Genomic DNA, 24914 nt, shown 5'->3' with positions numbered 1-24914 from the left:
TGCGTCGACGCAAAGAGGGTGAAGGGGCCATTGCAAGGATTGCACCAGTCGCGAAGGCCCTACCTTTAACCTGACCCAAGGCGTGAGCCAAAAGTTTCGACTTTATTTCCTCGGGGGTGACTGTCCGGTCACTTTTTGAATTCCAGTCTAGGACAGAAGTTAGAGCGCGGGCATGACGATTAGGTTTTCTCGGGGCGAAGGTTGCGCTGCCCTGGAATAAAGCCGACGAAAGGCAGTCTCGCGCACCGGCCGGGGGCGAGGCTTTCTGGCACGGGCGCGAAAACGGTGAGGGGGATGCAAGCAGGCGGTGCGGGGAAAAACCACCCGCGCCCGATGATGGTGCAGGGCAGTGCTGGCGCAATGCCCGAGGTGGTTTCAGCCCAGCTGACGGATCGGCTGGCCGGCGGCCCAGGCCTGGATGTCCTCGATCATCTGGGTGAAGAACTGTCGGTAGTTCTGCTGGCTGACATAACCGACATGGGGCGTGGCCAGCACATTGGGCAGGCGGCGCAACGGATGGTCGAGGGGTAGCGGCTCCTGCTCGAACACATCCAGCGCCGCGCCGGCCAGGCGCCCGCGTTCGAGGGCGCTGATCAGCGCCGCTTCATCGACGATCGGCCCACGGGCGGTATTGACCAGCAGCGCCGAGGGTTTCATCCAGGCCAGCGCCTGGGCGTCCACCAGACCGCGGCTGCGCTCGCTGAGCACCAGATGCACCGAGAGCACGTCGGCCTGTTCGAACAACTGCTGCTTGTTCACGTAGGTCACACCGGCCGCCGCGGTCCGCTCGGCGGTGAGGTTCTCGCTCCAGGCGATCACCCGCATGCCGAACACCTGGCCGAACTGCGCCACCCGCTGGCCGATGCTGCCCAGGCCGAGAATGCCCAGGGTCTTGCCGTGCAGGTCGCCGCCCAGCCCCTGTTGCCAGAGGCCGGCGCGCAGGGCGCTGGCTTCGCTGAGCAGGTTGCGGGTCTGGGCCATGATCAGCGCCCAGGTCAGCTCCGGCGCCGCGTGCTTGTAACTGTCGGTGCCGCACACCTGGATACCCAGGCTGGCCGCGGCGGCGAGGTCGATGGCGGCATTGCGCATGCCGCCGGTGAGCAGCAGCTTGAGCCGCGGCAGGCTGCGCAGCAGGGCCGCGTCGAAACGGCTGCGCTCGCGCATCACGCAGATCACCTCGAACGGCGCCAGGCGCTCGCTCATGGCGGCGGTGTCGCTGGGGTAGTCATGGATAAAGCTGACCTGGCCAATGCCCGACAGCACCGACCAGTCGACGACGTCACGGGCGACGTCCTGCCAATCATCGATTACCGCGATCTGCACACTCATGAAGGCTCCAGGGGAAAACGCATCAATGTGACGCCAGCCAGCCCAGCAGGGCCTGGTGGAATTGCGCCGGTTCTTCCATCTGCGGGGCGTGGCCCAGGCCCGGGAACTCGATCAGGGTCGAGTGCGGGATGAGCCCGGCCACCTGCTTGCCCAGCACCTGGTAGTTGCCGATCCGCGCCTTGACCGCCGGCGGCGCGATGTCGCTGCCGATTGCCGTGGTGTCGGCGGTGCCGATCAACAGCAGGGTCGGCATCTTCAGGTCCTTGAACTCGTAGTACACCGGCTGGGTGAAGATCATGTCGTAAATCAGCGCCGAGTTCCACGCCACCCGCGTGTGCCCAGGCCCCTGGTTGAGGCCGGCGAGCATGTCCACCCAGCGCTCGAATTCCGGCTTCCAGCGGCCGCTGTAATAGGTGCTGCGCTCATAGTTGCGGATACCCTCGGCCGACAGCTTGAGCTCGCGGGCGTACCACTGGTCGACGCTGCGGTAGGGCACGCCGAGGGCCTTCCAGTCTTCCAGGCCGATCGGGTTGACCAGCGCCAGTTGCTGCACCTGCTCGGGGTATTGCAAGGCATAGCGGGTAGCCAGCATGCCGCCGGTGGAATGGCCCAGCAGGCTGATCTGCTGGATGCCCAGCCGGTCCAGCAACTGCCGGGTGTTCTGCGCCAGCTGCTGGAAGCTGTATTGATAGTGCTCGGGCTTGCTGGAGGTGCAGAAGCCGATCTGGTCTGCGGCTATGACCCGGTAGCCGGCGTCGCTCAAGGCCTTGATCGAACTGTCCCAGGTCGCGCCGCAGAAATTCTTGCCGTGCATCAGCAACACGCTGCGGCCGTTGGGCGTGCCCTTGGCCGGCACATCCATATAGCCCATCTGCAGGGCCTGGCCCTGGGACTCGAAGGCAAAGTGCTGCAACGGGTAGGGATAGTCGAAGCCTTGCAACTCGGGACCGTAGGCCGGGCCTTCGGCGGCGAGGGCGGGCAGGGCGGCGGTCAGCAGCAGGCCGGGTAACCAGCGGGTGAGGCTCCAGCGGGTGGGGCTTAGGGACATACATGACCTCCGAGAGAATGGGGCGATCCTGGAGCGGCGCGATTAGCGCGACATTAATAAGCAGAGGCCATCGCCAGGGCGAAACGTTCCCTTCGTGGTCATGCTTATGAGCCTGGAGGCTGGCCCCGTCAGCTCAACCGACCCAGCCGAGGGTCATCCAGGCCAGCACGCCATAACGCGCACCCTTGGCCAGGGTGACGACCAGCAGGAAGCGTTTGAGCGGTTCGCCCATGACTCCGGCCACCAGGGTCAACGGGTCGCCGATGATCGGCAGCCAGCTCAGCAGCAGGGACCAATGGCCATAGCGCTGGTAATGGTTGCGGGCGGTTTGCAGATGGCGTGGGCCGACGGGGAACCAGCGGCGGTCCTTGTAGCGTTCCAGGCGCTGGCCCAGCCACCAGTTCACCAGGGAGCCGAGGACATTGCCGAAGGTGGCCACGGCCAGCAGCAACCACAGGTTGAACTGGCCGTTGAGCAGCAGGCCCACCAGCACGGCTTCGGATTGCAGCGGCAGCAGGGTGGCGGCGCCGAAGGCCGCCAGGAACAGGCCGAGGCAGGCGGTGAGGATCAATGGGCCGGGTAGTCCGCGACCACCACGTCCTTGCCGTCCTTGGTCAGGCCGATGACCTGGTAGGCATCGGCGGGCATGCCGTCCATTTCCATGCCGGGCGAACCCATGGGCATGCCGGGGGCGGCGACGCCGAGCAGGTCGTCGCGTTTGCTCAGGGCCAGCACCTGGTCGGCCGGCACATGGCCTTCGACGAATTTGCCGTTGATCACCGCGGTGTGGCAGGACGCCAGGCGCGGGGCCACGCCCAGGCGCTGCTTGACTTCGCTCATATTACTTTCGACATGGTCGTTGACCTTGAAGCCGTTGGCTTGCAGGTGCTCGATCCATTTCTTGCAGCAGCCGCAGTTGGCGTCGCGGTGCACGTCGATGGGGATCAGGTCGGCGGCCTGGGCCAGGGAGCCGACGAGCAGGGCAGACAGGGCTGCCAGGCGCAGAGTGTTGTGCATAGGGAGTCTCTTGATCATCAGGGCGCCTCGGGGGCGCGGTCTTGGGCCGACAGGGTGGCGTATTTTGCTACTTTTCTCGAGCGCGGCGCGGCGCTTGTGTTTCAACGTTATACCAAGCGCTTGTCGTCCGGGCGCCGCGGTTTGTCTGGTGCTGCGCGTTATCGTTCATCGCGGGCAAGCCTCGCTCCTACACAAGCATGTGCATTCTCTGTAGGCGCGAGGCTTGCCCACGATGGGGGCGCCGCGGTTTGTCTGGCACTGCGCGTTATCGTTTATCGCGAGCAAGCTTCGCTCCTACACAAGCATGTGCATTCTCTGTAGGCGCGAGGCTTGCCCGCGATAGCGGTCGCATCATTTCCGTGTTCATTCGGGAGCCGGGCTCAGGATGCCGAGCATGGCCACCAGGCCGACAATCAGCAGGGCCGCCGCCAGTTCCAGGAGCATGCTGCGACGCAAGGCGGGCAGGGCCGCCTGGGGCGAGGCCCGGTGCAGCGCCTGTTCCAGCTGCGGAACCAGATGGAAGCGGTTCAACGCGGCGAACACCAGCATGCTGGCGAACACCGCCACCTTCAGGCTGAGGAGCAGGCCGTAGGTGCTGGCGCTCAACGTTGCCAGGTCCGGGCCGACGATCAGCAGGTAATTGAGCACCCCGCTGAGGCTCAGGCTGACCACGATCAGCGTGCCCAGGCTGGCAAACCCCTTCAGGGCATCGAGTAGGTGGCCCGCCTGCTGTTCGCCTTCGCAGGCGCCACGGCGCAGCAGCAGGACGAAAGCCGCCAGCGCCCCCAGCCAGGCGCCGGCGCCCAGCAAATGCAGGATGTCGCTGCCCAGGTGCAGGTAACGCTGGCCACCTTCGCTCATCGCCCCGTGGCCGCCCCAGGCCAGGCTGGCCAGGGCGGTCGCCGTGCACAGAATCAGGCCGTAGAGGGTGAATCTCGACCAGCCACTGCTGAACAGAAGCAGCACGCCCGCCAGCAGCAACGCCGCCAGGCGCAGCAGCCAGCTTTGGCCGACATCGGTTTCCAGCACCAGCACGGGCACCAGCGCCGGGTCCAGTTCGGCCAGGCGGGTGGCGCCACTCATCGACAGCACCAGTTGCAGCAGCGCGGCGCCCGACAGCAGCACGCCCAGCACCAGGGTGGTCGCCAGAGGCCGGCGAAAACGCCGGAGGCTCTGCGCGCCACGCAGCCCGTAAAGGCCGAACAGTGCCAGGCCGAACAGCAGCATCAGGTCGAGGTACAGGGCAAAACGCAGGGCGACGTTGATGAGTTCGCCCATGGCTCAGTTGACTTCGAAGGTCAGGTTGCCGGTGATCGGATGGGTGTCGGCGGACACCGCCCGCCACTCGACTTTGTAGCTGCCCTTCGGTAGCGGGGTGGCGGGGCTGATGATCATGCTTTTCGGATCGCTGCCGCCGGCCACGCTGGCCTTGACCGGCATCGGTGCGTGGCTCATCCCGGGCATGCCGGTCATTAGCAATCGGGCCCCGGAAAACTTGGTGGTGAGGGGTTCCGAGAATTGCAGTTCGATCTTCGCCGGTGCCGCGCCCTTGGCGCCTTCGGCCGGGGTCGAGGCCAGCAGCTTGGGGTGCGCCTGGGCGACGCCGGCGAGGGTCAGGCCGGCACCGAAAGTGACGGCAATGGCGAGATGCTTGAGGTAGGACATGCAAGGCTCCAGGCGGCATTGGCCGCGTGATGTTTTTAGTTATCTATTGAAGGGAGGTCAGAACCACAGGCGCACACCGAGCACCAGGCGGGCTTCGCTGCTGTCTTCGCCTTCTTCACGGGCGTAGTCCGCGGTCTTGCCGTAGCTGCGGCTCCAGGTCACGCCGACGTAGGGCGCGAACTGGCGGTGCAGCTCGTAGCGCAGGCGCAGGCCGGCTTCCAGCGAGGAGAGCCCCGAGCCAATGCCGCGTTGCGGGTCGTTCTTACCGTACAGGCTGACCTCCGCGTTGGGCTGCAGGATCAGACGGTTGGTCAGCAGGATGTCGTATTCGGCCTGGAGCCCCAGGGCACTCTGGCCGCCTTCGCCGAGGTAGGCGGTGGCCTGGCTTTCGAAGTTGTACAGGGCCATGCCTTGCAGCCCGAGGGCGGCCCAGGTCTGCGGCGCGCCGGGCTTGAAGTCCTGGCGCACGCCACTGACCACATCCCACCAGGGGCCGATGGCATGGCCCCAGAGCGCTTCGACCTGGGCGTTTTCGGTCCGGCCGTTAGTGCGCTCGCCCTCGCTGCGCAGCCACAGCCGGTCGATGTCGCCGCCAATCCAGCCGTTCATTTCCCAGGCCAGGGCACTGCCATCATCGGCGTCCTGGTATTCCAGGCGGTCGACCAGCCACAGCGAGTTGATCGCCTTGTCGTGCACGCCATGGCCGGTCACCGGCGGGAAGGCCGCGCGGCGGTCGGCATCGGTGAGTACCGGGATCGGCGTGCGGCTTTGGCTGGGCGCCGCGGGTTCCATGGTCTGCAAGGGTTCGCCGTCCATGCCGGTCATCTGGCTGTGGTCCATGCCCGGCATCGGGTTGCCTGGCATGGAGGAGGCCGGCATGGACGAATGATCCATGCTGGAGTGATCCATGCTTTCGGCGGCTTGCAGGGTCCCGGCGCTGAGGCCGAGCAGGGTGGCGAACAGGGTCAAGGCGTTTTTCGGCATCATGCGGCGCTCCCGGCTTCGTCCACTCGTACTTCGCGAAACATGCCCATCTCCATGTGGAACAGCAGGTGGCAGTGATAGGCCCAGCGCCCCAGGGCATCGGCGGTCACCCGGTAACTGCGCTTGCTGCCCGGCGGCATGTCGATCGTGTGCTTGCGCACCAGGAAGCGCCCCTGTTCGTCTTCCAGGTCGCTCCACATGCCGTGCAGGTGGATGGGGTGGGTCATCATGGTGTCGTTGACCAGGGTGATGCGCACCCGCTCGCCATAGGTCAGGCGCAGGGGCTCGGCGTCGCTGAACTTGATGCCGTCGAACGACCAGGAAAATTTCTCCATGTGCCCGGTCAGGTGCAATTCGATGGTGCGGCTCGGTTCGCGCCCGTCCGGGTCTTCGAAGGTGCTGCGCAGGTCGGCGTAGGTCAGCACCCGGCGCCCGTTATTGCGCAGGCCGATGCCCGGGTCGGCGAGTTTCGGCGTCGGGCTCATGGTCTGCATGTCCACCAGCGGGTTGCCGTCTTCCGAGGCCGGGTGGTTTTGCATGGCGCCACCCATGGCGCCGTGGTCCATGCCTGACATTCCGGCCATGCCGCTGTGGTCCATACCGGCCATGTTGCTGGAATCCATGCCCTGCATCTGGCTGTGGTCCATGCCTTGCATCTGGCCATGATCCATGCCGGGCATGGCGCCCATGTCCATGCCAGCCATGCTGCCGTGATCCATGCCCATGTCGGCCATGCTGATCAGCGGCCGCGGGTCGAGTGGCGGCACGGGCGCGCTCAGCCCCGGACGCTGGCTCAGGGTGCCGCGGGCGTAGCCGCTGCGGTCCATGGCCTGGGCGAACAGGGTGTAGGCTTCCTGCGAGCCGGGCTCGACCAGCACGTCGTAGGTTTCCGCCACGGCGATGCGCAGCTCATCGACGCTGACCGGCTGCACGTATTGGCCGTCGGCGGCGACCACGGTCATCTTCAGGCCGGGAATGCGCAGGTCGAAGTAGCTCATGGCCGAGCCGTTGATCAGGCGCAGGCGCAGCTTCTCGCCGGGCTTGAACAGCCCGGTCCAGTTGCCGCCGGGGCTCTGGCCGTTGATCAGGTAGGTGTAGGTATAGCCGCTGACGTCCGCCAGGTCGGTGGGGGTCATTTTCATCTGCGCCCACATCTTGCGATCGGCGAGGGTGGCCGCCCAGCCGTCGCGGCTGACGTCCTCGATAAAGTCACCGACCGTGCGCTTGTGGAAGTTGTAGTAGCCGGGCTGCTTTTTCAGGATGTGCATCAGCCGTTCGGGCGCCTCGTCGCTCCAGTCGCTGAGCATCACCACGTAGTCGCGGTCGTACTGGAAGGGTTCCGGCTCGCGGGCCTCGATCACCAGTGGCCCGTAGACCCCGGCCTGCTCCTGCAACCCCGAGTGGCTGTGGTACCAGTAGGTGCCGTTCTGCCGGACCTTGAAGCGGTATTCGTAGAGGCCGTCGGGGGCGATGCCGTGGAAGCTCAGGCCCGGCACGCCGTCCATGTTGGCCGGCAGGATCAGGCCGTGCCAGTGGATCGAGGTGTCCTCCTTGAGGCGGTTGCGCACCCGGATGGTCACGGTGTCGCCCTCGCGCCAGCGCAGCAGCGGGCCGGGCAGGCCGCCGTTGATGGTCATCGCGGTGCGCGAGGTGCCGCTGTAGTTGACCTGGGATTCACCGATGAACAGGTCGAACTGCTGGCCGCTGAGGGCGGGCAGCTGGCCGTCCTCGCTGCGTGCCCAGAGCGGCTGTTGCCACAGCCCGGTGCCGGCCAGTACGCCACCGGCGGCCAGACCCTTGATAAAACTGCGTCGTGTGGGTTTTACATGCATGCCCCAAGGCTCCCTCGATCCTGCTGGTCAGGTATGAGACGACCTTAAGCGGCGCGGCCTGTCAGAAAACTGAGGTGAAGATTACAGATTTGTCAGCCAGCGCGGCGCCACCCGTTGCCGGATCAGTGGGCGATCTTTTCCAGGTTGCGCTTGAGGTTGACCATGGCCAGTTGGGACAAGTGCTCGATACGCGGGCGCAGGCTGACCAGGTTGAGGTCGGAGCAGTAATGCAGGGTGCGCTTGAACAGGGTTCCATCCCCGTATTTGCACAACTGATAGTGGATCGAGCCGTCTGCTGGCGGAGAACTGAAGACGATCTTGAACTCCTTGGGAAATACCGCGACCAGTACCCGGCAACTCATGTGGATCTGCAGGCCGAGCAGATCGATGGTTTTGCTGAAGCGATGCCCCGCCGGCAACGAGCCAGCCAGGCCGGTGTCGGCGCGCAGGGAAGCGGGATGCCACTCGTGCCAGCGATCCGGCTGAGTCACGTAGTAGTAGACGGTATCGATCGGCGCGTCGATGTAGAGCTCATGGAAGATGAGCTCGTCCAAAAGGTGCTGCTGACGTTGTTCCATGATGCACCTCCTTGCAGTAGGAGCATCAAATATAGTTGCCCGCGCGCCTGCCATGGAGGCGCGCAAATCAGCCGTTCAGCGGATTTCGAGGTAGCTCGTCAAGAGGGCGATGCAAGGCTTTTCCCGTTGTAAAGGAAGGGCGTCATGCACAGTCGGGTCGTTGCGCAGCAATGTCGTGGAAGATCCCTGCAAGATGGCGTCATGAAGGCTCTTAAGAATACTTGGTCACAACTAACCATTCGGTACATTAATGCCCATAAGTTGTCGCTTAGTTGTCATGGGCTGGATTGTTAAACAATTGTTTCAGCTAGCAAAACCGTGGCTTCCAGGCATTTGTATCGGAAATGTACAAAAATTGTAAAAAGCCGAAATATTTATTGGAGAGGTGCTCTGGCGCGCCGATACTCACGGGCATCGTTTCCCTCAATCAGGCTTTTCAGACGCTTATTAGTTGAACTTGCGCAACCCTCTAGTTGGCTGTGCAAGTGGATATAAGGCTATGGAAAAACCCGTACACAGGAGTCTTTTATGACAATTGGATATGTCGGCGGCTGGACCAGCAAAGCCGGTCTGCTGGTGCAGGACACTGGCACCCGGGGCAAGCCGGTCAGCCAGAGCGTCAAGGTCAAGCAGATGCTGGCCCTGGTCGGCCAGAACCCGCTGGCGCTGAACGTGTTCAAGATGGACGAAATGAAGCTGCACAAGCAGATCAAGGGGTTCGATCCGGAGAACGTCAGCGCCAAGCAACTGGGCAACATGAGCACCTTCCTCAAGCAGAAGGGCCTGATCAGCGACGTGACGGCGATGACCCTGCTCAACGCCGGCGACAAGTTCGACCGCTTCGGCGTGCAGTCCGACCCGGATGCCAAGTTCAACGCCCTGGAGTACTTCGCGATCCAGCTGGACAACATCCAGACCAACAACCTCAAGGGCAACAAGTACGCCAGCTACCTGATCCCCGAGTACAAGAAAGCCATCTACGTGCTGCAGAACCTGCAAAGCTACGGCAAGGGCAACGGCACTACGGTGACCGACAAGAATCACTCCGCCAAGGCGTGAGGCGACAAACAAAGGCCCTCGACCGATCAACCGGTCGAGGGCCTTTTTTGTGGCCGGCCGTCTACCGGTCGAGCAGGGCCATCACCGCTTGCGGGTAACGCTCGCCGGCGGTGGCGTCGGGGCTGAAGATCCGCTCCAGGGCCAGCAGTTCATCGGCGCTGAGGTGGACCTGCAGCGCGGCGACGTTCTCTTCCAGGTACTTGCGTTGCTTGGTGCCCGGAATCGGGATCAGGTAATCACCCTGCGCCAGCACCCAGGCCAGGGCCAGTTGCCCGGTGGTGATGCCCTTGGCCACCGCGAGTTGCTTGACCTGTTCCACCAGCAGCAGGTTCTTGGTGAAGTTCTCGCCCTGGAAGCGTGGGCTGAAACGCCGGTAGTCGTCGGCGGCGAAATCTTCCGGGCTCTTCAGGGCGCCGGTGAGAAAGCCTCGCCCCAGTGGGCTGTAGGGCACAAAGGCGATGCCCAGGCGTTGGCAGGCCGCAAGGCAGCCGTTGTCTTCCTGGTCGCGGCTCCACAACGAATATTCGCTTTGCAGGGCGCTGATCGGATGCACCTTGTGGGCCCGCTCCAGCGTTGCCGCCGAGGCTTCGCTGAGGCCCAGGTAGCGAACCTTGCCGGCCTGTACCAGCTCGGCCATGGCGCCGACGGTTTCCTCGATGGCCACGTCCGGGTCGATGCGGTGCTGGTAATACAGGTCCAGGGTTTCCACGCCCAGGCGCTGCAGGGTGCCGTCGATCGCCTGGCGAATGTAGTCGGGGTGGCCGTTCACTCCGCGCGCCGCCGGGTCGCCGGGGTCGCGGACAATGCCGAATTTGCTGGCCAGGAACACCTGGTCGCGTTTGCCGCGGATCGCCTGGCCGATCAGGATTTCGTTGCTGTGGGGCCCGTACATGTCGGCGGTGTCCAGCAGGTTGATCCCCAGCTCCAGGGCGCGATGCAAGGTGGCGGTGGCCTCCTTGGTATCGGTGCCGGTGGTGTAGAAGTCGGTCATGCCCATGCAGCCAAGGCCGATGGCGGACACCTGCGGGCCGTTCTTGCCCAGTTGACGGGTTTGCATAGGAGAAGCTCCGTTGGATGATGTGGCGGCCATTGTTCTCCTCGACAAAAACAAGATAAACCGGCTAAAAGCGCTATCACTATTCGTTATTTCTAAATAATCCGTGACAGGCCAAGCCAATGGACCGTTTTAACGCCATGCGTGTGTTCACCCGTATCGTCGACCTCGGCGGTTTCGCCAAGGCCGCCGACAGCCTGCAGATGCCCCGGGCTTCGGTGACGGTGTTGATCAAGCAGCTGGAGGCGCATCTGGGCGTGCAACTGCTGTTGCGCACCACCCGCCAGGTCACGCCGACCCTGGACGGCGCCGCCTATTACCAGCGTTGCGTGCGGCTGCTGGCCGACCTCGAGGAAACCGAAGCGGTGTTTTCCGTGACGCGGCACAACCCGCGCGGCACCTTGCGCATCGACATGCCGGCGGGGATCGGGCGGCTGGTGGTGATCCCGGCGCTGCCGGCGTTCTCCGAGCGTTATCCGTTGATCGACCTGGAAATCGGCCTCAACGACCGGCCGGTGGACCTGATCCGCGAAGGGGTGGACTGTGTGTTGCGCGGTGGCCTGTGCCTCGACGATTCACTGGTGGCCCGGCCGTTGCTGGCGCTGGAGCAGGTGACGTGCGCCAGTCCCGCCTACCTGCGCCAGCGCGGTGTGCCGCAGAGCCTGGACGACCTGGCCGGGCATCAGATGATCGAATACTTCTCCAGCGTCAGCGGCAAGCGTTATGGCCTGGAGTTCGAGGTGCAGGGCCAGGTGCTGTTGCCGGAGCTGCCCAAGCAGGTGTCGGTCAACAGCGCCGATGGTTACCTGGCCGCCTGCGAGGCGGGCTACGGGCTGGTGCAGACGCCTTATTACCATGTCGCCCAGCAGTTGGCCGAAGGTCGGCTGATCGAGGTGCTCCGGCACATCCCGCCACCCAGGATGCCGTTGAGCGCGCTGTACCCGCCGCACCGGCACCTGTCGACGCGGGTCAGGGTGTTCGTCGACTGGCTGGTGGAGCTGTTCGCCCAGCCGGGGATTCACAACACCCGGCTGGCGTAGCTCGACAGTAAAGACAGACGCCCGCGGCGAGGCGGGCGTCGGGCAATTTCGTGGTGGGGTTACAAGGGGGAAATACTGGCGGGCTGGGTGACTTAGCGAGGGTAGTGGTAGCCGGGGCCGCCGTCGTAATGGCGGTGATGCCAGCCGTCGTGAGGGAAGATGATGCAGCCGGACAGGCTCAGCATCGCCAGCAGGGGAATCAGCCAGGTGATTCGACGGAACATCGTGCAGTCCTCAAAGGGCTCTTGGGGTTTTAACCGCCGCGATGCAGCGAAAACTTTTCGGCGGCTGTAACATGAGACCCCGTTTACCCGCGCCCATCCCCGATTCTCGGTAGGCGTTTGGCATCTGTTTCGATACAGAATCGATACATTTTCAGGCGGCATTTTCAGGCCGCACCTTTACAGGTTCAGGAACCCGCAATGACCCAGAAGCAACGCTTGATCTATTCGATTGTGATTTCCCTGGTGGTACTGGGAATCATGCTTGGCCTTTCTTACCTGCAGAACGCCGGGATGATCACCGAGAAAATGTTCCAGTACATCGCCATTGGCGTGGCGGTGACCGTGGTCGTGATCAATGGCGTGATGCGGCGCAAGGTCAAGCCTTGAGATACACCCCCCGGCGGCCTCAGTCGCGGCCGTCGAGTATGGCTTCAGCCTGTTGATGCAGGCTGAAGCTCTTGTCTGCATTGAGGGTGATCACGCCTTCGCTGCACAGCCGCTTCAACACCTCGCGCACGCTGAGGAACGACAGCGGGATATCCAGCTCCAGCAAATGACTGTGAATGCCACGCACCCCCAGGGCGCGCTGGTTTTCGGCTGCCTGCAGCAAGGCATCGATGACTTTCAGGCGAATCAGGCTGGTGCGCAGGCCGAAGCTCTTGAGCAGGTGCCTGATGCGTTCGTTGCGGTTGCGCTCGGCTTGCTTGCCGAAGACACCGGCGCCGGCGTTCAGGGAGGACGCAGGTTGTGCGGTGTGGCCATCCGTTGGCAGTTGCGGGTCGTACATGCAAAAACTCCTTTTCAGAGCCTGATCAGGAAAATGACGGGTGCTCTCATATAACTAGACGAATGAGCCGCGCAAATCATGAGGAATCAGATGTAGAAAATTTGTCAGGCCTTTGTCGTCGCCAGGTCGGCGGGCGATCCGCGCCTGGCGCCGAGCCGCTAAATTTTCCGTGGCGGTTTCGTCTGTAAGGGCAGGCGGGCCTTGGCTGATGCCGGGCGGCGCCGTCCTTTCCAGGCTGGAATCCGTGTCCTTGTGCCGCATCTCGCGCCAGCTCGGGTTCTGCGTTTTTTCGATCAGGAGTCGGCGTGATTATTTCCAGGCAGTTGCCCAGGTTTTGCCTTGCGGGTTTGTTTCTCGGGTTGAGCCTGGGGGCTCAGGGACGCGAGGTACAGGGCGGCGAGGCGAGTGCCGATATTCGCCGTACCGGTTTTGGTGTCCCGCATATTCGCGCCGCCGACGAACGTGGACTGGGTTATGGCATCGGCTATGCCTACGCCCAGGACAACCTGTGCCTGCTGGCCAACGAAGTGCTGACGGTCAATGGCGAGCGCTCGAAGTACTTCGGCCCGCAGCAACAGACCGTCGAGCAACGGGAAAACCTCACCAGCGACCTGTTCTTCAACTGGCTGAACACGCCCCAGGCGGTGTTCGGTTTCTGGCAGGCGCAGACGCCGCAGGTGCGGCAACTGATCGAAGGGTATGTCGCCGGCTATAACCGCTCCCTGGCCGAGCGCCGGGCCCAGGGCCTGCCCGAGCAGTGCCAGGGTGACTGGGTACGGCCGTTGACCGCCCTGGACCTGGTCAAGCTTACGCGTCGGCTGTTGGTGGAAGGCGGCGTCGGCCAGTTCGCCGAAGCCTTGGTGGGCGCGACACCGCCATCGGCCACGGCGCAGCTGAAGCAATCGGCCCAGGTCTTCGCCCAGGCGGATGCCCGCGGCCAGCGTTTCGCCCTGGACCGCGGCAGCAACGCGGTGGCCGTGGGGCGCGAGCGCTCGTTCAATGGCCGCGGCATGCTGCTGGCCAACCCGCATTTCCCGTGGGTGGGCGGCATGCGCTTCTACCAGATGCACCTGACCATTCCTGGCAAGCTGGATGTCATGGGCGCCGCCTTGCCCGGCCTGCCGATGATCAACATCGGCTTCAGCCAGCACCTGGCCTGGACCCACACGGTGGACACCTCCAAGCACTTCACCCTGTACCGCCTGCAGCTGGACCCCAAGGATCCGACCCGCTACCTGCTCGACGGCCAGTCCCTGCCGCTGGGCAAACAGACGCTCAGCGTCAAGGTGAAGGGTGAGGACGGCCAGCTCACCACTGTCAGCCATAGCGTCTACAGCTCGCAATTCGGCCCGCTGGTGCAGTGGCCCGGCAAGCTGGACTGGGACAACCGCTTCGCCTACAGCCTGCGCGACGCCAACCTGGAAAACGACCGGGTGTTGCAACAGTGGTACGCGATGAACCAGGCCCACAGCCTCAAGGAGCTGCAAGCGTCGGTGCATCAGCTGCAGGGCATTCCCTGGGTCAATACCCTGGCGGTGGATGATCAGGGCCAGGCCCTGTACATGAACCAGTCGGTGGTGCCCAACGTCAGCGCGGAAAAACTCGCGCGTTGCAGCGACCCGCGGATCGGCACCCAGCTGATTATTCTCGACGGTTCCCGCGCGGCCTGCGCCTGGGACATCGACCCTGCTGCCGCGCAAAAGGGCATCTACCCGGCCAGCCAGCTGCCGCAACTGCTGCGCAGCGATTACGTGCAGAACTCCAACGACTCGGCATGGATGGTCAACCCGGCCGCGCCGTTGCAAGGTTTCTCGCCGCTGATCAGCCAGCAGGACCTGCCGCTGGGGCAGCGCGCGCGTTTTGCCCTGAATCGCCTGATCGGCACGGGCCAGGCCGCGCCGCTGAGCGCCGCCGACCTCAAGCACATGGTGATGGACGACCTGGTGTACCAGGCCGGGCAGGTGATGCCGGACCTGTTGCAGTTCTGTGCCGCCGACCTGGGCAGCGATGCCCGGGCCCTGGCGCCGCTGTGCGCCAGCCTCAAGGCCTGGGACCGCAGCGCCAACCTGCAAAGCGGATTGGGCCTGGTGCATTTCCAGAACGTCATGGAACAGCTGGAGGCGGTCGACGACCGTTGGCGCGTGGCCTTCGATGCCCGGGACCCGCAGCACACGCCGCGTGGCCTGGCGATCGACCGGCCGCAGGTGGCCAAGGCGCTGCGCGAGGCGATGCTGGCTTCGGTGCAACAGGTGGCCGAGTCGGGCCTGAAGGCCGACAGCCGTTGGGGCGATATCCAGGTGGTCAGCAGCGGCGGCCAACAGACGCCGATTCATGGCGGCCCGGCCAGCCTGGGCGTGTACAACGCGATCCAGAGCGTCCCCGCGGCCGACGGCAAGCGTGAGGTGGTCAGCGGCACCAGCTACCTGCAAGTGGTGACCTTCGATGACCAGGGCCCGCATGCCCAGGGCCTGCTGGCGTTCTCGCTGTCCAGCGACCCGGCGTCGCCGTACTCGCGGGACCAGACCGAGGCGTTCTCGAAGAAGCAGTGGCGTGTGTTGCCGTTCACCGAGCAGCAGATCCAGGCGGACCCGCAGTACCGCTTGCAGGTGATTCACGAAGTGGACGATCGGTTGCGCAAGCTCGCGACCCAGTAAGCGCGTTCAACCGGGCATCAAGCGCAGGCCGCACCCGCGAGGGTAGCGGCCTTCAGCTTTTTGGCGTGGTGCCTGGCAGCGAATTGATGACCGGATTGCCGTCCTGGTTGCGGGTCAGGTACACCGGCAACACCTTGGGCAGCGTGGTCACCAGGCTCTTGACCGCGCTGACGTCGTAGATGCCGCCGACCCGAATGTTGCCTGTGGCGCTGTCGGCCAGCATCACCGGCCTGCTGAGGTAGCGGTTGATCAGCGGCAGGGCCTCGCCGAGGGCCAGGTTGTCCAGCACCAGCTTGCCCTGGCGCCAGGCCAGCGAGCTGTCGTTGGCATCGGTCTGGCTGATCTGCGGCTGGTGATCGCCCTGGCGATAACGCGCCTGCATGCCCGGATCGAGACGGAAGCCGCCATCGGGGTGGCTGTTGTCGCTGTTCACCAGCACCGAACCCTCGAGCAGGGTGACCCGTACCTGATCCTCGTACATCCAGACGTTGAACTGGGTGCCAGTGACCCGGACCTCACCGCTGGCGGCCTTGACCACGAACGGGTGGCTGCTGTCATGGCTGACCTTGAAGAAGGCTTCGCCTTTTTTCAGGGTGACCCGGCGCTGATCCTTGTAGTTGCTGTAGGTCAGCTCGGTGCCCAGGTTGAGTTCGACCTGGCTGCCATCGGCCAGGGTCACCTGGCGCATGCTGCCGTCGGCCTGGAAATGTTCGTAGGAGGAGGGCAGCCAGCCCAGGCTCCAGCCGCTGTAGGCGGCCAGGGGCAGGGCCAGGGCGCTGATCGCCGCGGCCATGCCATAGGCGCGCCAGGGTTTGCGTGGCGCCAGGGGCAGGACGGTGGTGGCTGGCGGACGTGGCAGATGGTCGGCGACTTCCCAGATTTCCCGCATCGCTTCGTATTCGAAGGCATGCAGCGGGTGGGCGTCGCGCCATTGCTCGAAGGCCTGGCGTTCGGCGGCCGTACAGTCCGCGGCATGCAGACGCATGCACCACTGCGCGGCGGCATCGGTGATGGCGTCGTATTCGGCTTCTGTAAGGTGCTGTTCGCTCATTGGCTCTTCCTGGTTTCGCGCATTCTACCCTTCGCAGCCAGGCTTGTAGAACCGCCGTCATGGCTGATGCCTATCAAAAGTGGCACTTATTTTTGCCTCGAAGCCCCTGCAACACAGGGCTTTGGCCAGCAGTATCCACAGTTGGAGTGAAAAAATGATCAAAAACACACGGTCGGCTGTCATCGCTACTGCCACCTTTGTTTGCCATCCTCGGCTGACAGCCTGTTCGCGGCTACTCTGTCAGTTCCTGGCATCGCCTGTGCGAGGTCATGGCCGTGGTTGACAGGGCGCGCGCAAAGCGTTGTTTAATCGTCGGGCGCACTCACCCACGTGCATCTTCATACGCTGTAGCCCATTCCAATAATTAATCCGGAGCTCCAGATGTCTGTATCACCCCCGGCTGTTGAAACACCGCAGGAACACCTGTCGCTCGAGGCACTGGTGACGCTGCTGGAAACGATCTTCCTGCGCCATGGCACCAGCGCCGAAGTGGCGCGTTGCCTGGCGCAGAACTGTGCCGCTGCCGAACGCGACGGCGCCCACAGTCATGGCGTGTTCCGTATTCCCGGTTACGTGTCGACCCTCAACAGCGGCTGGGTCAACGGCAAGGCCGTGCCGGTGGTCGAAGACGTGGCCCCGGCCTTTGTCCGGGTCGATGCGGGTAACGGTTTCGCCCAACCGGCGCTGGCGGCGGCGCGGGCGCTGCTGGTGGAGAAAGCGCGCCACGCCGGGATCGCCATTCTGGCCATCCGCAACTCCCATCATTTCGCCGCGCTGTGGCCGGACGTCGAGCCATTCGCCGAGGAAGGGCTGGTCGCCCTGAGCGTGGTCAACAGCATGACCTGCGTGGTGCCCCACGGCGCCGATCGGCCGTTGTTCGGCACCAACCCGATCGCTTTTGCCGCGCCCCAGGCCGCTGGCGATCCGATCGTCTTCGACCTGGCCACCAGCGCCATCGCCCATGGCGACGTACAGATCGCCGCGCGCAAGGGCGAACGCCTGCCGCCGGGCATAGGCGTGGACGGCCTCGGCCAGCCCACCGACGACCCGAAAGCCATCCTCGAAGGCGGCGCGCTGCTGCCGTTCGGCGGGCACAAGGGTTCGGCGCTGTCGATGATGGTCGAGCTGCTGGCGGCGGCGCTGACCGGTGGCCATTTCTCGTTCGAGTTTGACTGGTCCAACCATCCCGGCGCGAAGACGCCCTGGACTGGCCAGTTGTTGATTGTCATCGATCCGAGCAAGGGCGCCGGGCAGAATTTCGCCGAGCGCAGCCAGGAGCTGATCCGGCAGATGCACGGCGTAGGGCTCAAGCGCCTGCCGGGGGATCGCCGCCATCGCCAGCGGGAAAAGTCCCTGCGCGAGGGGATTGCCCTGGACGCTGCGGAGTTCAAGCAACTGCGGGAGTTGGCCGGGCTTTAAAACGCGGTTTCAAAACGCAAGGACCAGGCGAGCATGACGCTGGCCTGGTCCTTTTTTCACGGGCGGCAAGGCTTGTTACGAACGACGTCCCAGCAACAGGCCCACCACCAGGCCGACGCCGGCGGAGATGGCCACGGTCTGCCACGGGTGGCCGCCGATGTACTGCTCGGTGGCTTCCACCACCGGCTTGCTGCGCTCGCGCACGCTGGACACCGAGTCCAGCGCCTGCTTGAGTTTCAACCCGACCTGCTGGCGCAGGTTTTCGCCTTCCTCACCGACCAGCGATGCGCTGCTTTTCAGAAGCTTTTCCGATTCCTCGATCAACGCCTGGAGCTCGCTGAATTCCTGGTCCTTGATTTGTTCGTCAGCCGCTTGCGCAGCAGTTTTACGAGCCATTGAGTTACTCCTTGCGGGTCAGTGATGCGATGAACAATGGAGTCGCGGGGCTGGCGAAAAGTTGCAGATATTTTCTCCACCCGCGCCATGCCGGCGGGAAAACCCCAGCCGTCACAGTGTAAGATGTCGGCTATTTTACGCAGCAGGAAATTCCCATGAGCTTCAATCTGGCCAACAAGACTCTCGCCGAGCGTGCAGAGATCGAAGATGAAAAGTCCCGTCTGTTCGAGCTGTGGCAGAGCAACCTGGGCAAGGCCAAGGGCGAAGCCGCACGGTTGTTCGGCGAGCGCGGCAAGCGCAAGGGCAAATGGGCCGAATGGGTGCGTGCCGAGCTCGACGGCATGTCGCCGCCGGAATACGCCAACATGGTGCGCAGTGAAGTCAATCGCCTGATGGCGGCGAACAAGTAAGCTCGAAGCTGGCGACGATCGCCTCGCGCACTTTCAGCACCACCGGATCGATCTGCGCGCTGGTGCGCCAGCCCAGTTCGATCGGGTAACGCGGCAGGTCCAGCGGGCAGGGCAGCAGCGCCAGCCCGGTCAGTTCGGCGATGCTTCGCGCGGCATGGGCCGGAATGGTCGCCACCGCCTGGCTGCCCTTGAGCAGATGGGGCAGCGCGGCAAAATGCGTGGTCGAGGCGCAGACCTGGCGACTCAGCCCCAGGGCCGCCAGACCCTCGTCGGTAATCCCGATAAACCCTTGCGACGACACCAGCACATGCTCGCGGGCGACGAACTCGTCGAGGTCGATGGCCTGCTGTCCGGGCCTCAGGCTCGCCGGGTCCGCCAGGCACAGATAACCACCTTCCCCCAATACCTGACGGCTGAGCATGCGTTCGGCGAAACCGCCGGCGCTGATGGCCAGGTCGATGCTGCGCTGCAACAGTGCTTCGCCGACGATCTGGCTGTGGCTCTGGCGAAAGATCAGGCGCAGCTTCGGCGCCCGCCGGGCGACTTCCTCGATCAGGCGCCGGCCGTAGGCAATCTCGAAATCGTCCGACAGCCCGATCGCCACCGAGCGGCCCTGATAATGGCTGGCATGGGGATCGACCATGGCCAGGCTCTGCCGGCATTTGTTCAAGGCCTCGCTGACCACCGGCTTGAGCTGGTTGGCCCGCAGGGTCGGCGCCAGGCCGCGCCCGGTGCGCACGAACAACTGATCGCCGTACAGCCCGCGCAGGCGCCGCAGCGCCGCGCTCATGGCCGATTGGGTGACGCCCAGGCGCAGGGCGGCGCGACTGGCGCTGGATTCGTCGTGCAGGGCTTCGAAGGCCTTGAGCAGGTTGAGATCGACCTGGGCGATATTCATCTGGTTCATATCATTCAGTATCAGGATGGGCTTTCTGCATGATCGGCGAGCGCCGGACAATGGGCAACACTTCACCGCCACAGGAGTTTTCCCGATGTCCAAGTCCGTTGTCGCCGCGTTGCAGATCGGCTCCCTGCCTGGAGGCAAGGCCGATACCCTGGAGCAGATCCTGTCCTATGAGGACGCCATCATCGAGGCCGGCGCGCAGCTGGTGGTGATGCCCGAAGCCTTGCTCGGCGGCTACCCCAAGGGCGAGGGCTTCGGCACCCAGCTCGGCTATCGCCTGCCGGAAGGCCGCGAGGCCTTTGCCCGCTATTTCGCCAACGCCGTCGAGGTGCCGGGCGCGGAGACCGAGGCCCTGGCCGGCCTGGCGGCGCGCACCGGGGCCAACCTGGTGCTGGGGGTGATCGAGCGCGCCGGCAGTACCCTGTATTGCACGGCGCTGTATTTCGACCCGCAGCATGGCCTGGTGGGCAAGCACCGCAAGCTGATGCCCACCGGCACCGAGCGCCTGATCTGGGGCAAGGGCGACGGTTCGACCCTGCCGGTGCTGGACACCCAGGTCGGCCGGGTCGGCGCGGTGATCTGCTGGGAAAACATGATGCCGCTGCTACGCACCGCGATGTACGCCAAGGGCGTGGACGTCTGGTGCGCGCCGACCGTGGACGAGCGCGAGATGTGGCAGGTCAGCATGCGCCACATCGCCCATGAAGGCCGCTGCTTTGTGGTCAGCGCCTGCCAGGTACAGGCGTCACCCCAGGAACTGGGGCTGGAGATCGCCAACTGGCCGGCCGAGCGCCCGCTGATTGCCGGCGGCAGTGTGATTGTCGGGCCCATGGGCGAGGTGCTGGCCGGGCCGCTGGTGGGCCGTGCCGGCCTGCTGACGGCGCAGATCGACACCGCCGAGCTGGTGCGGGCGCGCTACGACTACGACGTGGTCGGCCACTATGCGCGCCCGGATGTGTTCGAGCTGACGGTGGACGAACGGGCCAAGGCCGGCGTGCGTTTTATCTGAGGCGACGCCATTGCTCGCGGGTGATTTCCCAGATATCACGGGGCAATCGCCCGCAGACAAAGTCGTCTTCGTCACTGCGGATCAAGCGCATGCCGCTGCGCTCGGAAATCCGCCGCGAGGCCAGGTTCGGCGCGGCCTTGGGCACCCGCATCAGCTCGCGCCCCAGCACTTCGAACCAGTACTCGGTGACCGCCGCGCTGGCCTCGCTCATGTAGCCCTGGCCTTGCCATGCCGGAGCCAGCCAGAAGCCGCGGTTGTTGTCGGTCTGGTCCATCAGGCTGACATTGCCGATCAGTTGCTCCGGCGCGCTGTTCAGGCGGATCGACCAGTGCCATTCCTCACCGCGCTCGATGGCCGGCAGCGCCAGGTCGCGCAGATACGTCAGGGCGCCATCGGCGGGATAGGGCCAGGGCACCCGCGCATTGAGATAACGCACCACTTCCCAGTGCGGGAACTGCTGCTGGATGGCCTCGGCATCGGCCAGCTCCAGCGGGCGCAGGATCAGGCGTTCGGTGTAGAGGGTGGGGATCGGCTTCATGTTCGCAGCACATTCCTTGTGTGGATCCGGTGTGGTTTTTCAGCGTCCGCCCAACACCAGGCGTTCGCTGAGAAAGTCGACGAACACTCGCAGTTTCGGCAGCAGATGTCGACTGCCGGGCCAGAGCACCGAGAACTTGCCGCTGTCGATCTGATAGTCGTCCAGCACCGACACCAGCGAGCCGTCGGCCAGCGCCGGGCGCACCACGAAATCCGGCACGAAGGCGAGGCCCAGGCCCTGGGTGGCGGCGAAGATCAGTGACTCCAGGTTGTTGCTGGTCAGGGCGCTGCGCAGCACCAGTGGCGGCGCGTCGTTGGGCAGGCGCAGTTTCCACTCCTGTAGCTGCGGGGTGCCGGGAAACTTGTAGCGCAGGCAGGCATGCCGCTCCAGGTCCCGGGGGCACTCGGGCACACCATGGCGGGCGAAGTAGTGCGGGGCGCTGACCAGCACGAAGCGGAACGGCCCCAGTGTGCGGGACTTGAGCTGGGAGTCCGCCAGCTCGCCACTGCGGATCACCGCGTCGACGCCTTCGGCGATCACGTCGATCAGCCGGTCGTTGAAGTCCAGGTCCAGCTCGATGTCCGGGTAGCGTTCGGCGAACTCCGGCAGGATCGGCAGCAGCATGCGATAGCCGATCGCGGGCAGGCTGACCCGCAGCTTGCCGCGGGGCTTGTCGCTGATGCGCGCGAGCTCGGCCTCGGCGTCCTCCACCTCGCCGACGATGCGCTGGCAACGTTCGAAGAACAGCGTGCCTTCGTCGGTCAGGCTGATGCGCCGGGTACTGCGATTGAGCAGGCGCACGCCGAGCCGTTCTTCCAGGCGGGCCAGGCTTTTGCCCACCGCCGAGGCGGAGAGGCCCAGGCGTTCCGCCGCGCCGACAAAACTGCCGGCCTGCACCGTGCGCACAAAGGCCAGCATGCCACTGAGGTTGTCCATGGGAATCTCGATTGGAGCGTTTATGTCCGTAAAGAACGGACTTGAGCCCTGTTTGTGGGTGATTGCGGCGAATCTACCATTGATCGCACTTTAACGTTCCCCCCTGAGGTGCCGATGAATTCGCCAACCGATGTGCCTGCCGCGTTCGCTGACGCTGTCGCGGGCGGTTCTTCCTACGCGGTGCTGGCCGCGGTATGCCTGGCGGCGCTGATCCTGCCGCTGACCTTCGTCGGCGTGGCGGTGGCGACCCCGGCCATTGGCCGCGAGCTGGGCGGTGGCCCCCTGGCCCTGAGCTGGATCACCAATGCCTTCATGCTGAGTTTCGGCAGCGTACTGATGGCCGCTGGCACCCTGGCCGACGAGTACGGGCGCAAGCGCGTGTTCAGCCTCGGTGTCGGCCTGTTCGCCCTGACGTCGCTGGCCCTGGCCTTCGCGCCTTCGGTGCTCTGGCTCGACCTGTTGCGGGCCGTGCAGGGGCTGGCCGGCGCGGCGGCGCTGGCGGGCGGTTCGGCGGCCATGGCCCAGGAGTTCGAGGGCCCGGCGCGGACCCGCGCCTTCAGCCTGCTGGGCACCACCTTCGGCGTCGGCCTGGCATTCGGGCCGATCCTCGCCGGGGTGCTGATCGAGGCCTACGGCTGGCGCTCGATCTTCGTCTCCGGGACCTTGATCGGCGGCCTGTCGCTGCTGTTTGGCGCGCCGCGCATGCATGAGTCCCGCGACCCGGACGCGGCGGGTGTCGACTGGCCCGGCACCTTGAGTTTCACCGCGGCGCTGGTGGCGCTGACCTGGGGCATCTTGCAGGCGCCGCAAAGCGGCTGGGGCAGCCCGTGGGTCTGGGGCCTGCTGCTGGTGGCGCTGCTGGCGTTGTTGCTGTTCATCGTGGTGGAGCTGCGGGTCAAGCGGCCGATGCTCGACCTGTCGCTGTTTCGTTACCCGCGCTTTATCGGCGTGCAGCTGCTGCCGATCGCCACCTGCTATTGCTTCGTGGTGTTGCTGATTCTGCTGCCGATCCGCTTTATCGGCGTGGAAGGCTACAGCGAGATCGATGCCGGCTTGATGATGATCGCCTTGTCCGCACCTATGGTGGTGGTGCCGTTGCTGGCGGCGTGGCTGACCCGCTGGTTCAGCGCCGGGACTCTATCCAGCGTCGGCCTGGTGATTGCCGCGCTCGGGCTCTATCTGCTCAGCCGGATCGCCCCGGGGCAGGCGCCGGCGGCCAATGTCTTGCCCATGCTGCTGATCGGCCTCGGTGCCGGTTTGCCCTGGGGCTTGATGGACGGGCTGTCGGTCAGTGTGGTGCCCAAGGAACGGGCGGGGATGGCCACCGGCATCTTCAGCACCACCCGGGTAGCGGGCGAGGGCATTGCCCTGGCCCTGGTGGTGGCCCTGCTGGCCGGCTTGCTGCAACTGTCCATGGCCGCGACGCTGCCGGAGCATCCGCAGTTGCCGCTGGCCGCCCAGCAACTGGCCAGCGGCAACCTGCAGGCCAGCGCAGCGTTGTTGCCCGAGCTGGGCCGGGAGCTGTTGCTCGGGCTGTACGCCAAGGCCTTCACCTGGCTGTTGTATGCGTTGATCGCCATCACCCTGGTTGCGGCGCTGGTGGTGCGGCTGATGCTGCACGAGCCGCGCCGGGCTTGAGGGCGGTCAGCGGAACTCGAAGAACTCGTAGTGCAGGTTGCGCTCGGGAATTGCGTATTCGCGCATCAACGCCTTGACCCGCGCCAGCAAGCCCTTGGGCCCGCAGAAACTGATCTGGATCTGTTGCGGATCGGTTTCGCTGGCCAGCCGTTTCAGGGTTTCGCCCAGGCGGTCGGCGCCGTCGGTGTGGCCGATGAAGTCCACCCCGCGTTCCTCGGCCAGGCCCTGCAAGGTTTCGATGCTGGGGAAGGCCCGTGACGGGTTGCAGCAGTAGACCAGGGTCGCCCGGTCGAAGCGCCCGGCGGCGGCATCCTGCAGCCAGGAGATAAAGGGCGAGATGCCGACGCCACCGCCGATCCAGATCTCCCGGCCGGCATCGAGCCGGCGCTTGAAGCGGCCATAGGGCGCGTAGAGGTCGGCGAGCATGCCGACCTTGACCTGCTGGCGCAGCTTCTGGGTGTAGTCGCCCAGGGCGCGGATCACGAACTCGATGCGCCCGTCGCTGGCGTGGGCGCTGGCGATGGTGAAGGGGTGCGGTTCACGCAGGCCTTTTTCGCGCATGGCGAGAAAGGCGAACTGCCCGGCCTTGAAGGCGAAGCCGCGGTGCAGCGGGGTCAGCTCCAGGTGCAGGGAGTTTTTCTCCAGGGTCACCGCGCTGACCTGGTATTCACCGGCCTTGGCCAGCAACGGATACAGCAGCAGCTTGTACAGGGCGCCAAGCAGGCCCAGGCCGCAGAGTGCGGTGAGCCAGATGCCCGAGGGGTTGTCCAGGGCGATCGGCGACTTGAAGCTCAGCCAGTGCAGGATGACGATCGCGAACAGCGGCCCGGACAGCTTGTGCCACCAGCGCCACTGGCCGTAGGGAATGTTGCGGTTCAGCGCCAGCAGCACGATCAGGCCGAGGGCGACGTAGCTCAGCTGCCGCACCATGCGCGTCCAGTACTTGGACAGCTCGATGATCGGCACGCTTTGCCAGAGATCCAGGTTGGCCTTGAACACCAGGTGATAGCTGGCGAAGACCAGCGCCCAGATGCCCAGCCACTTGTGGCTTTCATAGACCCGGTCGAGGCCGCCGAACAACCGCTCGACCCAGCGCCAGCGGCTGGCCAGCAGGCAGGACAGGGCCATATAGGCCAGCGCCGTGGCGCCGAGGACCAGGCTCAGGGTGGCGGAGGTCAGCCAGGTATCGCTGGGGATTTCCAGCAGCACGGTGAGGGTGGTGATCAGCAGGACGCCGACCACCGAGTACCAGGTTTTCAAGGGGGACACCTCCAGAAAGATGGCGCCGGTGTCGGCGCACAGGATGGGTCGCGGGCTGCGGGCGGGTGAGGGCGCAGCCGGG

General features: G+C 64.8%; 26 protein-coding genes. 8 read left to right on the top strand and 18 right to left on the bottom strand.

Going from position 1 to position 24914, the window contains the following annotated elements:
* Window positions 1-375: 375 nt before the first annotated feature.
* From NRG23_RS04830 to NRG23_RS04790, 9 genes are all read right to left on the bottom strand, one after another.
* Window positions 376-1329: a D-2-hydroxyacid dehydrogenase family protein gene (locus tag NRG23_RS04830; protein ID WP_198918806.1), complete on the bottom strand. Its 954-nt coding sequence runs from the start codon at window positions 1327-1329 to the stop codon at window positions 376-378.
* 22 nt (window positions 1330-1351) lie between these two features.
* Window positions 1352-2377 (bottom strand): alpha/beta fold hydrolase, encoded by a 1026-nt coding sequence (locus NRG23_RS04825; RefSeq protein WP_257373859.1) that lies wholly within the window; start codon window positions 2375-2377, stop codon window positions 1352-1354.
* A gap of 133 nt (window positions 2378-2510) precedes the next feature.
* Window positions 2511-2948: a YqaA family protein gene (locus NRG23_RS04820; protein ID WP_103331796.1), complete on the bottom strand. Its 438-nt coding sequence runs from the start codon at window positions 2946-2948 to the stop codon at window positions 2511-2513.
* Window positions 2945-3394: a DUF411 domain-containing protein gene (locus NRG23_RS04815; RefSeq protein ID WP_016704754.1), complete on the bottom strand. Its 450-nt coding sequence runs from the start codon at window positions 3392-3394 to the stop codon at window positions 2945-2947. Before NRG23_RS04815 ends, NRG23_RS04820 begins: the two co-directional genes overlap by 4 nt.
* 363 nt (window positions 3395-3757) lie before the next feature.
* The gene (gene copD / locus NRG23_RS04810) at window positions 3758-4672 is read right to left on the bottom strand and encodes a copper homeostasis membrane protein CopD (protein ID WP_028682406.1); all 915 of its coding nucleotides are present in this window, start codon (window positions 4670-4672) and stop codon (window positions 3758-3760) included.
* A gap of 3 nt (window positions 4673-4675) precedes the next feature.
* Entirely contained in the window at window positions 4676-5059 is a 384-nt protein-coding gene (copC, locus tag NRG23_RS04805) for a copper homeostasis periplasmic binding protein CopC (RefSeq protein WP_009048829.1), read from the bottom strand.
* A gap of 57 nt (window positions 5060-5116) precedes the next feature.
* On the bottom strand, window positions 5117-6046 hold the full coding sequence (locus tag NRG23_RS04800; protein ID WP_124308501.1) for a copper resistance protein B: 930 nt from the start codon (window positions 6044-6046) through the stop codon (window positions 5117-5119).
* Complete coding sequence (locus NRG23_RS04795; RefSeq protein ID WP_257373857.1) at window positions 6043-7875, bottom strand: copper resistance system multicopper oxidase; 1833 nt, start codon at window positions 7873-7875, stop codon at window positions 6043-6045. The genes NRG23_RS04800 and NRG23_RS04795 overlap by 4 nt, the downstream gene beginning before the upstream one ends.
* 122 nt (window positions 7876-7997) lie before the next feature.
* Entirely contained in the window at window positions 7998-8453 is a 456-nt protein-coding gene (locus tag NRG23_RS04790; protein ID WP_009048832.1) for an SRPBCC family protein, read from the bottom strand.
* A 528-nt stretch (window positions 8454-8981) separates the two neighbouring features.
* Between NRG23_RS04790 and NRG23_RS04785 the strand changes: the two genes are divergently transcribed.
* Window positions 8982-9512: a hypothetical protein gene (locus NRG23_RS04785; protein ID WP_009048833.1), complete on the top strand. Its 531-nt coding sequence runs from the start codon at window positions 8982-8984 to the stop codon at window positions 9510-9512.
* A gap of 61 nt (window positions 9513-9573) precedes the next feature.
* On the opposite strand, the gene NRG23_RS04780 is transcribed toward NRG23_RS04785, so the two are convergent.
* Window positions 9574-10569, bottom strand: coding sequence for an aldo/keto reductase (locus NRG23_RS04780; RefSeq protein ID WP_257373856.1), 996 nt, complete (start codon window positions 10567-10569; stop codon window positions 9574-9576).
* Window positions 10570-10688: 119 nt separating this feature from the next.
* Between NRG23_RS04780 and NRG23_RS04775 the strand changes: the two genes are divergently transcribed.
* A complete protein-coding gene (locus NRG23_RS04775; RefSeq protein ID WP_257373855.1) occupies window positions 10689-11606 on the top strand; it encodes a LysR family transcriptional regulator in 918 nt (305 codons plus the stop codon).
* A gap of 92 nt (window positions 11607-11698) precedes the next feature.
* On the opposite strand, the gene NRG23_RS04770 is transcribed toward NRG23_RS04775, so the two are convergent.
* A complete protein-coding gene (locus NRG23_RS04770; RefSeq protein ID WP_016704758.1) occupies window positions 11699-11830 on the bottom strand; it encodes a hypothetical protein in 132 nt (43 codons plus the stop codon).
* 198 nt (window positions 11831-12028) lie between these two features.
* On the opposite strand from NRG23_RS04770, the gene NRG23_RS04765 reads away from it, so the two are divergent.
* Window positions 12029-12217: a hypothetical protein gene (locus NRG23_RS04765; RefSeq protein ID WP_007928588.1), complete on the top strand. Its 189-nt coding sequence runs from the start codon at window positions 12029-12031 to the stop codon at window positions 12215-12217.
* A 19-nt stretch (window positions 12218-12236) separates the two neighbouring features.
* Here NRG23_RS04765 and NRG23_RS04760 read toward each other — a convergent pair whose 3' ends face one another.
* A complete protein-coding gene (locus NRG23_RS04760; protein ID WP_009048837.1) occupies window positions 12237-12617 on the bottom strand; it encodes a hypothetical protein in 381 nt (126 codons plus the stop codon).
* Window positions 12618-12922: 305 nt separating this feature from the next.
* Between NRG23_RS04760 and NRG23_RS04755 the strand changes: the two genes are divergently transcribed.
* The gene (locus NRG23_RS04755; RefSeq protein WP_306674803.1) at window positions 12923-15271 is read left to right on the top strand and encodes an acylase; all 2349 of its coding nucleotides are present in this window, start codon (window positions 12923-12925) and stop codon (window positions 15269-15271) included.
* A gap of 52 nt (window positions 15272-15323) precedes the next feature.
* Here NRG23_RS04755 and NRG23_RS04750 read toward each other — a convergent pair whose 3' ends face one another.
* The gene (locus NRG23_RS04750; RefSeq protein WP_028682402.1) at window positions 15324-16322 is read right to left on the bottom strand and encodes a FecR family protein; all 999 of its coding nucleotides are present in this window, start codon (window positions 16320-16322) and stop codon (window positions 15324-15326) included.
* A 381-nt stretch (window positions 16323-16703) separates the two neighbouring features.
* Between NRG23_RS04750 and NRG23_RS04745 the strand changes: the two genes are divergently transcribed.
* On the top strand, window positions 16704-17741 hold the full coding sequence (locus tag NRG23_RS04745; RefSeq protein ID WP_257373854.1) for an Ldh family oxidoreductase: 1038 nt from the start codon (window positions 16704-16706) through the stop codon (window positions 17739-17741).
* Window positions 17742-17816: 75 nt separating this feature from the next.
* Here NRG23_RS04745 and NRG23_RS04740 read toward each other — a convergent pair whose 3' ends face one another.
* The gene (locus tag NRG23_RS04740) at window positions 17817-18137 is read right to left on the bottom strand and encodes a YqjD family protein (RefSeq protein WP_009048841.1); all 321 of its coding nucleotides are present in this window, start codon (window positions 18135-18137) and stop codon (window positions 17817-17819) included.
* Window positions 18138-18292: 155 nt separating this feature from the next.
* Between NRG23_RS04740 and NRG23_RS04735 the strand changes: the two genes are divergently transcribed.
* Window positions 18293-18547, top strand: coding sequence for a hypothetical protein (locus NRG23_RS04735; RefSeq protein ID WP_007928582.1), 255 nt, complete (start codon window positions 18293-18295; stop codon window positions 18545-18547).
* Here the strand turns inward: NRG23_RS04735 and NRG23_RS04730 are convergent.
* Window positions 18519-19454: a LysR family transcriptional regulator gene (locus NRG23_RS04730; RefSeq protein WP_124303897.1), complete on the bottom strand. Its 936-nt coding sequence runs from the start codon at window positions 19452-19454 to the stop codon at window positions 18519-18521. The two genes, NRG23_RS04735 and NRG23_RS04730, sit on opposite strands and share 29 nt — an antisense overlap.
* An 85-nt stretch (window positions 19455-19539) precedes the next feature.
* On the opposite strand from NRG23_RS04730, the gene NRG23_RS04725 reads away from it, so the two are divergent.
* Window positions 19540-20460 (top strand): carbon-nitrogen hydrolase family protein, encoded by a 921-nt coding sequence (locus NRG23_RS04725; protein ID WP_180921511.1) that lies wholly within the window; start codon window positions 19540-19542, stop codon window positions 20458-20460.
* On the opposite strand, the gene NRG23_RS04720 is transcribed toward NRG23_RS04725, so the two are convergent.
* Window positions 20453-20998 (bottom strand): GNAT family N-acetyltransferase, encoded by a 546-nt coding sequence (locus NRG23_RS04720; protein ID WP_257373853.1) that lies wholly within the window; start codon window positions 20996-20998, stop codon window positions 20453-20455. The two genes, NRG23_RS04725 and NRG23_RS04720, sit on opposite strands and share 8 nt — an antisense overlap.
* Window positions 20999-21037: 39 nt before the next feature.
* Complete coding sequence (locus NRG23_RS04715) at window positions 21038-21934, bottom strand: LysR family transcriptional regulator (RefSeq protein ID WP_009048845.1); 897 nt, start codon at window positions 21932-21934, stop codon at window positions 21038-21040.
* Window positions 21935-22048: 114 nt separating this feature from the next.
* Here NRG23_RS04715 and NRG23_RS04710 point away from each other — a divergent pair, with 114 nt between their 5' ends.
* The gene (locus NRG23_RS04710) at window positions 22049-23572 is read left to right on the top strand and encodes an MFS transporter (RefSeq protein WP_257373852.1); all 1524 of its coding nucleotides are present in this window, start codon (window positions 22049-22051) and stop codon (window positions 23570-23572) included.
* Window positions 23573-23578: 6 nt separating this feature from the next.
* On the opposite strand, the gene NRG23_RS04705 is transcribed toward NRG23_RS04710, so the two are convergent.
* Window positions 23579-24832, bottom strand: coding sequence for a ferric reductase-like transmembrane domain-containing protein (locus NRG23_RS04705; RefSeq protein ID WP_124313487.1), 1254 nt, complete (start codon window positions 24830-24832; stop codon window positions 23579-23581).
* Window positions 24833-24914: the final 82 nt, after the last annotated feature.

It is taken from the genome of Pseudomonas sp. T8, from assembly GCF_024610635.1.
GTDB lineage: Bacteria > Pseudomonadota > Gammaproteobacteria > Pseudomonadales > Pseudomonadaceae > Aquipseudomonas > Aquipseudomonas chlororaphis_I.
This window is presented reverse-complemented; position numbering and strand designations above follow the sequence as displayed.